The sequence below is a fragment of the bacterium genome (assembly GCA_035530055.1).
In the GTDB taxonomy this organism is placed as follows: Bacteria; UBA6262; WVXT01; order WVXT01; family WVXT01; genus WVXT01.
Genome location: DATKVN010000063.1, coordinates 1 through 17,742, shown reverse-complemented (window position 1 = coordinate 17,742; position 17,742 = coordinate 1). Strand labels below are relative to the sequence as shown.

Genomic DNA, 17,742 nt, shown 5'->3' with positions numbered 1-17,742 from the left:
AAAATAGCTATTTTAAGAGAGATATTAGAAGCTCAACAAGAAAAGGTTGATATTGGTGAGATAGGTAAAGTGAAAGAATTAAGTGAAGTCCTGGAAATATTTGGATATGATGGAAAATTAATAGAGATGCTGGATACTTTCAAAGATAACTTTGTTAAAGCTACATTCGACAAAAAAACAGGTGTACTAGCGGTAGAGTTGAAAGAAATGAGTGTTGATGATGTAAAAAGATTAAGTTCAATGATGGTAAAAGAAGAAAGAATAAAGATAACAAACTATCTCGAGGCATTTGAAAAGTCAGGCATCAGCAAGTTTACCGATGGAAAAGGATTCAATGTAAAGATAGAATCAACAAGAAGTGGAATTAAGATAAAGGAAATAAGTTTCAAATTAGATTTAGATAAGAATATTGCCGAGATGAAAGAAGCATTATACAAGTTTGCTCATGAACTGGGATTGAAAGAGTTTGACAAGAAAATGGCAGAAGACCTTCTTAATGCATATAAAAAAGCGAATATAAACAATGTTGAAGTGAAGTATGATTTCCAGAATCAGGCACTTAAGATAGGTAATGAACTTATAGGAAAAGAGGCTATCAATGTAGTCAAAAATATGAGTGAAAAAGCTCAACAAATTGCTAAAACAGTGCTTGATACTTTAGGAAAATTGGGGGCAGATGTTGATAAACGAAAATTCTTTGTGGGAATGGTAACAAACAAAAAAGGTAGCAAGACAGTCATTACACCTATTTTTGGTGAAACAAAAGCAGAAAGAAAAATAGCATCCGATTTTGTCCAGAAATATGCAACAAAGATTGGTATAAGAGGAAATATAGACATTCTTCAGTTTGCCACAGGTATAAGTATAGACCTTGCCAATGGAAATGGTTTGGTAACCATTACCTTGGAAGACATAAAGGACGTAGGAGCCATAGGTCCTCAGGGAATGAAGAAGATTCTTAAGATATTGCAGGAGCAAGGACTTATTGAGAAAGGTATTGATCTAGATAGATTAACTACACAGGAACTTGAAGAACTTATTAATGAAAATAAGCTCCTGCAACATATAAATGAAGTTGAATTAAACCTTACTTTAGAGGAAGGTAAAGAGATAAATATTAGAGATCTAGAACTAAAATCAATCAAAATAGACATTCGCCAGTTTTCAGAATTCGGTGCTGTTTATGGTGGAAACCAAGAGAAACTTCAAAAGGTGGAGGATAAATTAATAGGTAGATTAGGTGTTGAATCCTTTGAGATTAAGTTCGACCCGGAAACCGGCAAGATTAAAGACGTACCGATGTTCAAGAAAGAAGAGATACCCAAGCTCAAAGGCAGTCTATGGCAGAGGCTCTGGCATAGACTAACCGAACGTTGGTCTGACCTAAAACAACGCGTAATGGTAGCCGCAGGCTTTCAGCCTGCGTCTAAAGAAGATCTATCCTCTCCTGCAGAACCCACAAAAGTTGAAAAATCAGACTTGCTGGGAAGATTATGGAAAGGTGTAAGCTCATTATTTACTCCCACTCAGTATAAGGAAGGAACTAAGTTAATGGGGACAGATGGGTTTATTTATGAAGTAGATGGCAAAGGTCAACCAGTTTTGGTTGACTGCAAGTATAATATTCGACATAAAATATGGAAACAACGTTTTGGTGCCAGGTTACAGATAGAATGCATAAAGGATAAAAATAGTGGAAGATTAGAGTTGGCATTTGTAAACGACCAGGAAGCAGAAGTAACCATAAAGGGTAAACAAGTAACAATTCGAACAAAAGATGGTATAGCTTACATACAAGGCGAGCCATTAAAAATAAAAAATATGACCTTCTCCGACTATGGCAAAGATTATAAGAATCTAAGAAAAGTCAAAAGGACAGCTTACGTAAAAGGCTTTATGGCAAACGGAAGTCTATTTGTTGAGCTGGTTGGCAAGGAAGGAGATACCTTCTATAAGAAATTAACCGCAGGCAGCGCAGGGGGTTCTATCCCTGAAGGTATATCCAGTCACAATCTGGCAGTTCAGGATTTGGATGTAAATAGTGATGGTATCGCAGACTACCAGAAGATTGTCTTGAAGAAAGATAGCAGGCTCGCGGCTATAGTGAATCCAGCGACGGGAGACAGCAATTACCTGCCTCTTGCCATAGGTTTAACCAACATAGAGATAATAAAGAGTGTTACAGGGGTAGAAGTGCCAGGGGTGGGAAAAGTGATCGAAGGGAAAATAAACTCTATTACTATTAGTGGGGATAAAATAAACGTAGATGGTGAGTTCACCAGAAAATTGTTTGAGGTACCTCTACCAATGGGATCCATACTTGAACAACTGCGCTACCTTTTAGAAGAGAAAGAAGCCATTTCCATTCCTAATATCAATGCTGGTGTAACTGAATCATTGAAACAGATGGGTGTTTCTCATTTTAATGCTCAAGCCAAAGGAGAGTACGCATCTGAAAAAGGTAAACTTGAAAAGTCTGGCGTGGAAAGAGAGGAACAGATAGTTCAAATTGCCAGAGAAAAAGGACTTCTTAAAGAAGATATTAAAATAAATATAGCAGGTAAAAACGTTGTGTTTGCAGTGGAAAAGGGAATACTTGAAAGGTTTGGTGGATCTGAAGGATTTAAGGAATTTCTAAATAATGCAATAACTCAGAGAGCGGAAGCTCGGGAAGTCTCTAAAGAAAAGCTTTTTGGCGGCATTACGCACGGATCTATTGCCATTGTGGTTCTCGATAAGTCGCACAGTCTCTTTGAAAATCATATACAGGATGGCTTTATAGGCATAAACCGTTCGGTATTAGAAAAGATAACCGATAAGGGAGCCCTGGCGACGATATGCGCTGTAGGATTGACGCACGAATTAAGGCACGAAGCCGGTATTCCCAATGATGCGGCTTGGGAAGAAAAGTTGAATACGGAAGATACACTCTTTACGTATTATCTGGCTGAACAAAATAGACTGGATGTTGCTACGTATTTAGCCGCAATAAATGGCATTGCTACAGGAATCTATGTTACAGCAATAAATACGGTAGCATCTATGACGTTGGAAGAAGGGCAGGAATTAGAGTTACGAGCAACAAAAGGAACGTTAAAAGCAAAAGTTGTTAATGGGAAATTAAGAATCCAGGGAGAAGGAACGTTAGAATACGGAGGGAAAGAATTTAGGGTAGAAGCAACAGATGACGGTACGGCGATAAAACTTAAGGCTAATACGGAATTTGAAATAAGAGACGATAGCGATACTCCTGTCAAGGGCAAATTGGAGAAAGGGTTCGTATTTTCGATTGGAGCGGGTGGTTTTGAAATGTTTGAGGGTGAGTTCGTGCTCGATTCTGGCGAGAGAATGTATGTGAAGAAGAGAGCTCCTCCTGAAATAAAGGGAAAAGGTTCATCAATCAGCCAGACTGTACGGACCAGCGCCTGCGTAATGGAAGATGAGGAAGGATATAGAATCGGTGAGGGAGAAGGTAGAGAATCAGCAGTCATAAGTATGCGCCAGGGACAGTGGCAGGTATTAGGAGAAGGGGTAACATTAAGGAAGTATTCCTGGATAGCCGGCGTAGTTTTTGACAAAAATGTGACAATCGAACAAGATTCAAAGAAAGTTCAAATCGCAAGAGGGCAGGAAATGCAACTTGTTGAGAGTAAACCCTTATTTAGCGATGGCAGCCTTCCTGAGGATAATCCGGAAATAATGCAGGCTTTATTACTGGGGGGACTTATCCTGCCGGAAAGATTATTAACTGGGGAGGGAGAATTCTTTGCAACTCCCATATTTAATCAGGAGCAAGAAATTACAGATTACTTCACGGGCGAAGCATTTTACAGGGCAGATGGAACAAAACTTGTTGATGTTAGAGTTACCGAAAAAGAAATAACTTTACCCACAGGCGTGGCTGGCAGGTTTGTTGGGCAGAAGTTCGAATATCTAAGGGGACTAACGGATGAGCAAAAGAATCATATCCATATTGACCTTGCCAGATTAAGAATTAAACTTGCGAGTTTAGGAATAAATGAATTTCAGCTCTTGTCCTTTCCAGGGGAGATGCCTACTCTTGATACGATAAATAACGCATTAAAAATACATAACATAACGGGTCCTATCTTAATCACTGGAAAATTTACTCCTCACATTCTTTCTCCTTCCTTAAGTAAAGAAATCAAGAATAGACTGAACCTGAAAGAACTAACCGACCTGGGCACAGTAGCGGGATTTGCCATAGGCGAAAATGGCCATATCTTAACAATATCTGACACTGGCGTAGAACGGAAATATACGGGATACTTTGATGATAATAGTAAGAAATATACAGTCTGGGGTTATCGAAACGCTAAAGGTGATTTTTACGGAACATTCAATGGAAAAGAAATATTTGTCAAAAACTCAGCAACGAACGAAGGAGAATATAGATACGCAGTTGACAAAAACTCCACATTGGTGAAAGGATTTGAGGGAGAGGTCAACAATACGTTAAACGCATTCAGCCAACAAACAATAGAACAGGTGCCCACAGAGTTAGAAGGCAAATGTTTTGGTATTGACTTCACTGTAACAGAGAATGGTCTAACCATCTTTGACCCAAAGGCGAGATTCCAGGCAGTATTTGCGGAAGAGGGATGGCAAGTAGCCACCAGTACAAAAGAGGATGGTATCCGCCTACTACGGGCAAATTATTTAGATTTAGAACATAATTTTGCTGTTAAGACCGAATATACTGAATTTGAAGAAAAGAAGACAGAGACTCAGGAATATATCCGTTATGAAAAAGGGAAATGGCAAGCTATGAATAAAGGAGAATCTTGTACATTTGTAACGAATAGATTCAATGGATTCAGGCTAAAACAGGGAACGATAGAAGTCAAATTAACTTTGCACGACGATGATACTCCAGCGATAATCCCTCTATTCGAAACCCTCTCTGTAGAAAACAAGAAAGTAGAAAAAGTCCTTACCGGCGAATTCATAACCAGGGTAGATATTACGAAAGAAGGAATAAGCAATGTAAAATACTTTAGTTCTTACATTGGAAACTTTTTTAATAACAGCTTACAAGAAAAGCCAGTTGAACTAAATATAAACGAAGATGGTAGCTTTTCATATAATTGGGATACTGCGCCTAAAGGAGAAAGAGTATATTGTGTAACTCCGGAGTGGCGAATAATAACCGCAGTTATAGGTGAAAATGGATTAGAAAGAGGAAGCTTCGATCAGCCTGGATACGATGTAAAAACTGTAATCTCCGGGAGTGAAAAGGCAGAATTGGACAGACCCTTGAAGTTTACCTTTGATTCGTCAGGATTCTTAGTAAATGAACATCCGGTTAAGATGGAAAATGATATAGATAATGACGGTAAGATAAAGGAAAATGACGTCTATTATACAGTTAAAAAAGATTCAACGTTCATTTTGACTGAAAAAGGAGCTCATTTATGGAACGGATATAAGGTAGATGGACAGATTATTGCGCCAAGGCAGAGTTTACCGGAGGGAGGAAAAGAGGGAGATCAAGAAGAAGGGAACTACAGCGAAAATCAGACAGACGCGCAGATTTTTGACAGAGACGATAAGACAGTCTGGGTAAAAGCTGAAGGAAAACAGAAGATAAAAGTATTAAATGGAGGTGATTTAATATACGCAAAAGGAGTAAGATTGACCGTTCGCGGGGAAAAGGTCTTTACCTATGGAAAGAATGAGTGGCAGGCAAATTCAACACTAATAGGAATCAGCCAGGGAAGACTCATTCCACAGTCAGGTTCAAAAGCGATTGTTAGAACGGGAGATCTGGAACTAAGATTAGCCATTGACATTGAAGGAAAAGAGCACATTCAAATATTTTATGAAGGGGAAGAATATAAAGGTATATATAAACAAGGGAATCATATTGTTGGCGTAAAAGGTAAGGATTGTAAAGCCTGGGACTTAGAAACAGGAAAGGAAATCGGGTTAACCAAAGTAAAAAAAGATAGCTTCCAGAAATTCCTCAAACAGCGAAAGGAGTTGGCCGAAAAGATTGGATATAAAGGTGACATAACCGACTATGAAGCTCTGGAGAAATTCATAGAACAGAAAGCCCAAGAGGAAATTGCGGAGTTTCGCAAAAAGAACGCTGCCTTGGCAGAAGAATTAGGTTTGGATATCAATAAACTTAGACCTGAACAATTTATGGAAAAGATTAATGTGATTATGCAATTAATATTCTCCGGTAGAAACCCGATTCCCCGGGATGATAAAGAGACAATAAATGAAAAAAATATTGAATTGGTTAAAAAGTACTTGGGTAAGGGATTCAAAGTATCGATAAAGGAGAATGGAATACTACAACTCCAGAATCAGAACCAGAATGTTGAAATACTTGACGTTAAGAGAGGCAGAGAAATTGTTAAGAATAAACCAGAGGGTAAAGAACAAAGATACGCCCTCATTAAAGTAAGAGGAGCTGAGGAACTTCGTTGGATAAATATGGTGACAGGGAAGAAACTTATAAAATCTCAGGATGTCCAGGACTCTAAGGGGGACCATATTAGATTATATTCCAATCCGAATGATTCTGATGGTTGCAGCCTTATAACTGTCAAGCAAGAGGGGTCTTTGATTAACTATTCAATCAGACAGGTAGTTACTGCACAGGGTGAAATAGAACAAAAAATAGTAACTGTAAAAGCGAAAGATGAGCAAACCGGAAGGTCGATAAGCAGGTCTGTAATCAGGATGGATTCCACCGTCATGAACAATCAGCCGGTCAGTGTCATTATAACGGAATCCAAAGCTTTCGGAGGAGCTTATACCGAATATAGAGACCAAAAGGGTATTGAGTTATCAGGAATGTCCGAAGAAACTATAAAGCGTATGTTAACTGGGGATTTTATTAAGAGACAAATACCACTAAGGAATTACAACTTAGGTGTTCTTTTAGCAACAGGTCATAATGTTTATGTATTATTGCCTGATGGAAAGTTAGTGGATGTCAAAGAAAAAGATGCCCGACGGAAAATAACGGAAAGTTTGGATTTCCCTGGAGACGTTTCCGTTGATTTTACGTTCAAGTTTCGGTTAAAAGACGATTCCGGAGAGGGTAATCCGGCAACAGATATGATCAAGTTTCTCGCGGACATATCTCGAGAGGGTAAAACATATAAATATGAAATTTTAGGAATGGAAAAGATAAATGATAAACCTTACGCCTATGCGAAAGTTCGCCATGCGTATATTTATGATTGGATAACTCTTAAAGAGGATAAATGGGTTTCTCTCCCGTACAATAAAGAAAAGTGTATAGAATTAGGCGATGGTATACAGTTAAAGTCAAATGGCCATTACGTAATGAGCTATGGCAAAGGAGAAGAGATAGGCGGTGGCGTTGTTGACCCGGAACAGGGAGCGAAAATAGAATGGGATATTGAAAGAGGAGGTTCGAAATTACTTGCAGGAATGTTAATCTTCGCTCTCCCGGAACCGAAGATTTATGCCAGGGACGTTCGCGGAGGTCCGGGGAGAATAGAACTTACCTGTGAAATTAGAAAAGAACTTATTCCTGAAGGGTGGAAAATTTCCAGGAAAGTCGATGGCAAATGGCTCCGTGTGGAGGAAAATGAAGATATGAAAGCAGAGGTTAAGAATGGGAGCGTTGCTCTTGGTGGAGATAAATCCAAATGGAACACTATTATCGCTAAGGGTACGAAATTAGGAATTGGCTATGATGGAACAATGATATTGAATAGAGTCGAATGCGAAGGAGTAATGGGTGTAAGAGATCAAAATATGTTACATGTTTATAAATATATAAACGGAACGGAAAATCCGCTTATGCGTGTTGTTTTTGAGAACGCGGGGGATGAAGCGGCAAGCCTTATAGACGAATTGGCAAAGATAGAATTGAAGGTGTCTGATGTGGACATAGAAAACGGAGATGGGGTCCTTGAATTTAAGGATAAGTTAAATAAACACGGAGGGTTGAAATTCCTCGAATTCTGGATGGAAGTCCGTGGGTACCATAAAAACCATCCATTAGAAAGCCCTGAAATTGACGGATTGTATAAAGCGTCTTCGTCAATATTGATAAGGGTTTGGGAAAGTGATGGCACGCAGGAAGGCCACATTTATACCCATAAGTGGGAGGCTTCAGACAAATCCGTGCTACTTTCTCTCTCTAAAGAAGAATTAGAATTTGTGGCTGAAGCTGATTTTATAGCTTTTAAACGAAATCTTATAGGAAGCACTATCTCTGATTCAGTGGTATCTATTATAAATATCCCAAAGCGGAATTTTTCATCGGAAAAGGTACAAGAATTGATTAAGGTTGCGGTCAGATACTTTTCTAATGGAGAGGAAAAAGAAAAAGCGATTTTGAATTACTTCCTTTCTAACAAAAAAGACCTAATCAGCATCGAAGCCGAAGCACTAAAGCTCCTGGGAGGAAGTCTTTCTGGCGAAAATAGGAACGTTTTCTTCCAGTGGTATAAGGGGGCAGGCTTTGCTGTGCATAATCGTGTAAAATATCTTAAGACGGTTATGAAATCAGAAGATAAGAATGTAACTATTCAAAGGGAACATTATGAGGCATTGTTAAATGATGGGTTCTATAGCGGACCTGATTGGATAATAACTACTATATTCCATAAGAAAGATAAAGAAAGAGGTATTTCGGCAGGTGACGGATTAAAATATGCATTTGAATCAGGTAAATTGATTGATTGGAGAGATACAAAGGGTGTTCAGAAAAACATCCTTACGCCTGATGGCTGGCAATCATTTGCTGGAGTACCGCTTTCCTGGAAAGAAAGTTTCGGTATGCAGTTCAGTGGCTTCGGAAATTTCTGGAGAACGGGATTTTATAATTTAAAAGAGACTGCTAGTTTTGCCGGAAGACAATCGGGTAGGGGGTTTGGTTTATTACTATATCTCGATGCTGGTGTTGAGTATTATATTTTAGGGTTAACTGATGAAGCAAAAAATGTAAAATATCTCGCTGATAACTGGGTTTGGGGCGGCCCAAGACGAGGTAAGTATGCAATTTATGGTTCAGACAGTCAATTGTTCTGTGACAATCCCTATTTTGGTCCAACCGGTATCTTCAATGAAGCTATGGAACTTGGTGGCAAAGTTGCATTTGGAAAAGGTGCAAGTATCGGGGAGAGAATATTTGGTGGTATTGTAGGTTTAGGAGGAGTGACTGGGAAAGTATTAACATTATTAGCAGGAACTAAAGGATTGGAGGTATTAGGTGCCAGTCAAGCATTTGCTACTTCGGCTTTAAGGTGGGCTCTTCTGAGCGAGGTAGTAGCCAATACGATTAGTTATAAACAGACGGGACATTTCACCACTATGGGTGACGATCTATTAATCATAGGAGGAGCCTGGGGAGTTGCGGGACTAACCAGATTATTCCAGGGCTCGCAGATAATACAGAACTCAAGACTATTGAAATTTCTTGCCACTCCCAAAGGATTGAATAGACTCTTTTCTCCACTTATCTGGGGCGTGTTCACCACGGTCGCTGCCGATGTTGGTCATAGACTTGTCAATTGGGATATCCGTAAAGGATTAACCTGGTCAGACCGCGCCCATATATTTGCGATAACAGTGGGTACAGTTGCTACACTTCAGACATTTGGTCCAGAATTCGATGTTTGGGGAAGTGGCGCGAAGTCGGGGCTGGCTAAAGTATTCTGGAGCGCATGGAATAACGCTTTCAAATTATTTGTAGTTTGGGGCAATGTATTTATGACTGTGGATGGAGCCCTGCAAGAACCCGAGGTAGAACAGATTTCTTTCTGGAAGGGATTCTGGAACCGGAAGAGATTCTGGAAGAGATTTAGCGAAGACTTCTGGGGTAAAGGTAAGGGTCTGTTTGCCGGTGCAAAAGGCGGAGCAATTATTGGAGCATTCATTGGTTTAACCGGCGGATTATCTTCTTCTGGCATTGCCAGTTCTACATTCTGGAAGAATCATTGGTTGGGTAAAGCTTTGGCCAATTTGGGCAATTGGTACGGCCCGGCTAAATTTAGGAGCTATCTCACCTGGCCAACAACTGCGGTAGCGGGAAGAAGTATTTTTGATAGAGAAATGACTCGCAAAGATATGTTTGATACAGCTTTATTTGCTTTTGTCGTGCGTTTTCTATCTTTTCCTAACAAAGCTGCTAACTGGTTAACTCGCAGGGGTAGATTCAAAGATATGAAAATATTGAGTAATATTGCCCGCCATTTTACCCTATTTAGTGGTGGGGGAGGTTTAAATATAGTTAAGGACTTTGGTATTGGAGAGTTAGAGAAAATAACAGGCATTCCTTTGGGAGATAAACCATTTGTTGAAATAGAAAGGAATCAGGATGGTAGTATCAAAAGAGTAATTCGCTATGTTTCTCCCAATGGTCTTTCGTGGGGTGATACATATTTCTGGAGAAAATTAGTAGGTAGTGGCGTGAGGGGATGGATGTGGACAGAGATAGCTTCTTTTGGAATCAAGAATTTTACTATAATCATAAAGAATGTAAAAGGGTACTCTTCTTTAGCCAAAGACCAGTTAAGGCCAGGATTGAGACTTACCGGTTCAGGAGCTATGGCTTACGATTCTTTAAGGGCTGCCATTCGATGGATTAAGGTAGGTCCTATGTTTTCTACCTTTGGTGGCATGTATAATTCTGTCTGGCACAGGATTGAGACAGGCGAGTGGCCGAATAAGACAATCTTCAATCTTCAATCACAATATGGTTTCATTCCTACATTCTCTCAGCCGGGTAAGAAACAACTGATTCGTTCAGCTATAGAAAGCCCCAAATCCGGCGCAAGAATCGGCCTGGCTTTGCATATATTCTCTTTAGGTAGTGCAGCGGTCGATTCGTGGTTTGCAAAAGCCAAGGCTTATGTGAGTAATGCTCTCGGGCCTGCAGCTGGACAGGTCTTAGGGTCGGCGAGGATCGCCGCTATTGTCACTGGCGTTGACGCAGCGCTAAAGTCTTCCAGCTCAATACTCACGGATGTTCATAAAGGGTGGATTTTCTTAGGGAAAACTCAGGATGGTAGGGAGATTGAAATTCCGGTAACAGATGAAGAAATAGCCATAGGAGTAACCGCTAAAAAGCTTGAGGATGGGACTGTGGTTACCCTCATAAAGCCCCTGTCTCCCTATACTGCGCCAATTCGTAAAGTGCTTTCCACCGGCCTTTCTCAATTTGGAAGTACTATTGCTTCCTGGATGATTTTATTTGCTATGAGACCTTCCCGGTATAGGCCATCAGAGTCAGTGCTTAAAAAAGGGTTATCTCGGACAGCGAGAAAGGTTTATGAGGCATATAGAAAGCTGGGCCTTAGCGTAGAAGAGTCTCTGACATGGACTTATGAAACCATCAATTCCATGGTATCAGGCAAGGAGTTTCCTTATAAAGAATTGATAACTCTATTAGTAAAAAACAATAAAGGTCAAAAAACCCAACCTAAATTTAAGGACGTCGTTAAGCTTATGAAGAAGGTAGCGGGAGAAAATTCTCCTTACGCTAAATCGGAGGAGCTATTAAGAAAATCTTCTAAAGAATCTCAGAAGTTACAGGCTGAACATGACACTATTTCCCGACGTTTAGAGGATAGGAAGGGAAAAATTCGCTCCTGGTTATATGAGAGAAGTTTAGGGAAAATAAAATCTAAACTCAATGAAGCGAAAACAAATAGCTCGGCTGAAAAGCTGGGGGAGATAATAGTATCAGCTGCGCAGGCCCATTTAGAACTCAATAATGATTTGTTAAAAGGTCCGGAAGCGGCAAAAATTTTAGGTTCTAAGGATAAGAAAGTTACCTTAGAGACATTCGGGAGAATAGAGTTTGATAGAGAAAAAGTAACAAAAATTGCTGCAAGAAGGTTAGTTCAGGACAAAGGTAAAACTCTCGGAGATTTGCTAATACTGACGAGGCAAGGGGAGAAAGTAAAGTACCACGGAAAAGAAATAGAAATTACTGATTCTATCTATGAAGAAGCAAGGAATACCTTTGCCCAGAGATATCTCTCTGTTTTAGATGCCAAAGAGGCAAAAAACATTCTCCAATCAATAACGAAGTATGCAAAAAAGATTAGGATTGCAAAAGAGACAACGGGAGATTTGCCAACAATCGGGTGGCTAAGAAAAGCTTATCTGAAAGCCAGAGATAGAATGGGGAAAAGGTTTCTCCGGTCATTAGGACGGGGTAAGGGAGAAATTAGGTTGGGAGGAGAGGAGTTAGAACTAACGGAAATCAATACTAGCTGGATTAGAAAGATTTTGATAGAAAAAGCCTACAGTGCAAGTGGACTTAATGCTGCTTTTGGGGATTTCCTGAGTATAAGAAAGATAAAAGGGCAGTTTGAATCAAGTAAAGAGCAGACAGTATCAGGGAAAATAAAAGAAATAGCGGAAAAAGAAAAAGGTAAGTTTGCCGGAGATTTGGCAGAGTATCTTGTGGGAAAAATCAGAATGATTGGGGAGAACCTGTCAGTAAGGAGTATGGGGCATCTGGAAGGGGTAAGAACGCGTGGGAGAACAACAACGTTATTGCTTAGTAATGGGGAAAAAGTAAAAGTCCAGGGTTTTGTAATTAAACAAGGGATTTATCAAGTTGCCTGGAAAAAGATACTGGAAACGTCTACTATTAAGGAGACAAGCGAGGTATTAGCTACTGCGGTTAAAGAGATATCAGGGGAACTATCGGGAAGGGAAATAGTGGGCAAACAGAGGAAAAAGTTGTGGGGATTGGGTAAGGAGGCAAGTAAGAAGCTATCCGGAATAAATGATGCTAAAAAGGAAAAATCGATTAAGAATTTGTTAGACGCATTCAAAGAAGCAGAGAAATTTCTTAACAAAAACAGAAAGACAGCAGATGGTATCATTGGCAAGGTTCTAAGTAAGTCGTCGAAAATAATCCATATTGAAATGTTAATAAGAGATATTGAATATGGAAGGCAAAAGATTAGAGAGGCCGAGTCAGAATTAGAAGGAACTGAAGGAGAAAATAGAAGCGGGCTGGGGAAAATAATCAGGGGCTATAAAGAGGAAATACAAGCAAAAGAAAAAGACCTGAATAAGCTTATTAGCGGTGAGAGGGAGAAATTAGAAAAAAGAGTGAATAATCTGAAAGGGGCTAAAGAGAAATTACCGAGCAAAACCAAACGGTGGAAATGGATAACGAACCGGAGAATAAATAGATTAGATAAGCAGATAGAGTCCTCAAAACAAAGACTGCAGCAGGTTAGAAAAGATACCCAGGATTTAGAAAATAATAAGAGAAGCATAGAAAAGAAAATTTCATCTGAATACGAGCAAAAGGCAAAATTAGAAAGCCAATTAGCTGAATTAACCTTCAAATTTGAAAAAGCCAAGAAGGAAAACAATAAAGCAGAGGAAAAGAGGATTGAAGACAAAATAAACAAAACAAAAGATGATAACCGGAAATTGAACCGGGAAAGGCTAAAGGAAGAAAGGGGGCTGTTTGAAAGGTATATATGGTCAACCAGCCTGCAAAATTGGAGAGAATCGGGTAAGAAAAAAGTAAACTCAATAATACTGAATATGCAAAGGGACTTGGTCGATGTGGGAGAGGAGTTCTTAAAGAGAACGGGAGAACACTTCTGGATTCTGGATAATATAAAAATAATATCGCGTGAGAAAGGAATATACCGGGTGGATATGATGACGGATAAAATCTTCAAGAATAGAGGAAAAGTGGAAGACGTTGTCAGGAAGATTAATGAGAGTATCGACAATTATGAAAATTATAGAAGCAGAAGCAGCGGAGGCCGCAAATTTTCTCTCTATCGCCATCAGGTGCAGATTCTTTTGGATATGCTCTTCAGTTCCCGCAGGGCTTTTGAATTGGTGACAGGATACGGTAAGACAGAGGTATTGACCCCGCTTCTTGCTGAGTGTTCAAGAGAATTGTTTAAAGAAAGGTTTACCAGGGAATTGCTTATATTTACTGATTCGGGAAAGGCAAGGGTAGCTTTTGAACAGAGCCAAAGGTTCTTAGAAGACAGAAAAAGGAGCTTTTTACAAATTGGTCCTGAGAGCCTGAAAGATTCCCAATTAGCGGATAAAATAAAAAAGGCGGATATAATCTTTATAGACCAGATGACGTTGCAGTTTGCGAAATTAGGAGAATTTACCTTCGGGAAGGAAAGAGTGTTGACGAATCCGGAGGTTTATAAACTTTTAACGACAAAAGTCCATTATGTATTTGATGAGTTCCAGACAGCCATATTGAATCATACGCCAGCGGTCATAGGAACAGTAGAACAGACTTCCATACCCTGGAAGATTCAGAATAGTGCCGATATTGTTTACGCTGCGATTGTCAAACTTGCCAGAGAAAATGGAGTTGATTCGCATAATCGGGAGAAAGTGAAGGAATGGGTAGAGAAACAGGTGCTGGATGATGTAAGGAAATTTAGAGAAGATTTCAGCGGAAAAATCTTGCAGAAAATAAGAGAATCTCACAAGTCAATAACCGAAGATACAAGAGCGCAGATAAATGCGTACGCGTTAAGTGCGCTAATGAAAAATATGAACGACTACGGAATTAATGAGAAAACAAACATAATCTATCCCTACACAATGGGTATCGGAGTAAACGAATCAATGCATTTTTCCGACCCCTATATGCGTTCCGCGCTGGAGTATTTAGTCAAAGGGAAAGATGCTAAATTGGAAAACGTACGCCTCAGTCCGGAGTCACAGCAGGCAACGCTGGGAGCAGTGTTGCGGGATTTGGTAAACAGAGGAAGTGATGGTATTGGATTTACGGCAACTTTGAGAGGAATTATGGAAGCAAGTAGCCTGGGATTCAAGATAGACTCAAATTTGGAATTGGACAGCAGACACAGGTATTTTGGTAAGTATGCATATGACCGTATAGGGAATGTTTTCTTAAGAAATACAAAAGGCGCAATCAGGGATAGTCTATCATCCGCAGAAGGAAAGGATTTATTAATAATATCGGCAGGAAGAAACTTTGAAGGCAAAGATTTGGCAGAATTAAAGATACAATGCGCAGAGAAAAATATCAAAATTCTAATGATACAGGAACCAAATAGTGGATTTAGATTTTATAGACTGGGAAATGATGGCAAGTATACTCCCATTATGAGAAGACTGATATTAGATGGAAAGGAAATAATGGATAACAAAGGCCAAATAGTTGATACAGAAACGTACGAACATATACTCACCAGAAGGACTTTAGTAGAGAAGAGTCGCGGTGAGTACCGTCAGATAAGCCAGAAGATAAAGACACTATTCAGAGAGTTGAAAATCAATCAAAAAGAGAAAATAGCTGCTTACATTAATCCTGATGGCAGTATAGCAACAAATTTGCAAGCAGATAAAAATGTTAGCGAGAGCGTCCTTGTTGACAGAGAGACTACGATGACCGAGGGTTGCCAGGCACTGGGAAGAGATAGAAAGATTTTTAAGGGCGCTGGATATCATGAAAAGGATCTTTTTGTAATAGGAGGAAAGACAAAAGGAAAAATGACAGAAAAAGAATTAAAGGCTACGTGGGAAGATAAGGAAACAAAGACAAAGCAGCGGATTATACTGCAAACCGCGCTGGGGGGAATACAGGGTGTGGGCGATAATCTTCTCCTGGATATGTTAAATCATGCGAATAATCCGGCAGAGAGGGATACCATTATAGAGGCATTAAAAGAATGGCAGAATCAGAAGTATCCGAATGCTGATTTAAGCACCAAATCACAAACTCCTGAGCAGGCTTTAGAAAATGCAAGACAAGGGGTATTTGAATTTTTCAACGGATTACAAAAAGGGAAAGCGCCCAGGCCGGAGTCAGCAAAATTGTTCAGGAAATTTAATAAATCTCTTTCCCCGACAAACAGGGCAATATTAGAAGAAGCACTAAGAGGAGGAGAAGGAAAGATAAATATTGGCAAGGGGACACTTTCTCCCATACAAAGAATCAGGTTTGAAATGGAAGGAGGATTGTTAGGCGCCAGCAGTCTAAAAGATGCTGTTGATAATATAGACACAAGGCTACACAAATCTTCATTGCCGGAAAAAGGAGGAGCCGGTATTTCTCAAGAGAAAGTCCGGGCGGCCAGCGAGGTACTGGTAAAAGAATTAGCTAAAGTTAATCCTAAATCTACAAGAGAATTATTGAAGACTGACCCCGGAAAGGTTAGAGTTGTCGCTCAGGAATTGGTGGAAGCAGGGCAGAACAGAGCGTCACCTTACGTATTACCTCTTCCTGTTCCCGCCTATTCCCAGCTTCTGTTAGATGCGATAGATAACCTGCCGCGAAGTAAACAGAAATCATTTGCCAACCATTCCCGGGTTTTAAATAATCTAAATAAACTTACTAATTCAGACGAATGGCAAACTCTAACCGATGACGAAAAGATACCTAGAATCATTACCGAGTCGCCAACGACCGATATGAGCGTAAGTGAGCTATTCGGCCTGTACAACCCGACAATAGATTTTGATCCGATAATCTCCCATCATTTAGAAAATGAGACAAACAGACTTTCATCTACTTTAACGCAAGGCAAAGAATTAATTGAAAAATCAAATCTTATCCCCAGGACTCCTGAAAGGATTAATCAGGCAATAGGGGAGTTGAATGACTTAGTTAAACAACTTGAGGAAGCTCCCACGGTACCTGCCTTTGAAAAGTTAGCCAACAAGATAAATGATAAAGTAGAAAATGAACTGAATTACACTGAAAAGGATGAGTCAGGAAAACCTGTGCCATTTATTACTCCTGCGCAAATAGGAGAATCTCTATCAAACAGAGATAAAGTTATCGAAGAAACAAAAGAAAAAGTAGATAATCTTGTAAACCTTATTACTCCTTCCACAGTTGTAAATCATTCAATTGAAGACTTAATGGGCCTGTCAGCGGAGATAAGGCAGCTTGATTCAATGGGATATAATTTTGAAAGGACGGAGTCTGCGCAACAGAGACAAATAGTTGAGCAAATAATGAGTCAGATTCCCAAGGAAGAAAGAAAAAAGATGGAAGAACAACTACCTCTTCCTGAAGTAGAAGAAAAACAAAGAGTGGCAGACGAATTGCTTGGTTTAACGGAAGGTTTATTGGCAATAATAAAAATTGTAGATAGTGGAGAATTGACTGATGAGCAGAAGGAAATACTAAAAGAAGTAATTGCAGATGTACAGACCACCATTGATTCATTAAAACCGAAAGTAGAAGCGACAGGAAATTGGCTGAGAAGAAACGTTGGTATTCTCGTTGATGGATTTATTGTTTCCTATCTTGAAGCATTTGCTTCTCTTATACCAGGGAGAAATTTAAGAACAAGCGCAAAACAGAAGTTGCAACAATTTACTGATAGAATTTCAGGCATAGTACATACTCCGCTTCCCCAAGGGGCGGTTACTGAGTATCCAACAGGATTGGGTGTAAACATTATTGATTTTGAAAATAACCCACATCAACACGATATAGGCGTCCCAGGATTAAGCAGAATAGCCGAAATAAGAGCAGAGGTTGAAGGAAGCATAACAGAGGCAAAGAATAGAAACAAAGAGTTAAATAATGAGGTTAAAGCATTACATAATAGAGTAAAAGAGGCTAAAGGAAAGATTAGCCGATATATAGAAGAGAGGGAAAAGTTTAAAGCTACTATTGATAAACTCGGGAATGAAGCAACAATAGGAGGACTTGAACAGGGAATTGAAGGGTTAAAAAAAGAGAGGGATAGATTAACAGGGCAACTGGAAGTATTAGAGGGTGTGGAA

1 protein-coding gene is annotated in these 17,742 nt (G+C 39.6%); it reads left to right on the top strand.

All coding sequences use genetic code 11. The features are described 5' to 3' along the window. On the top strand, window positions 1-17,742 hold a 17,742-nt coding region (locus VMW39_05230), incomplete at both ends, for a hypothetical protein (protein ID HUW23413.1).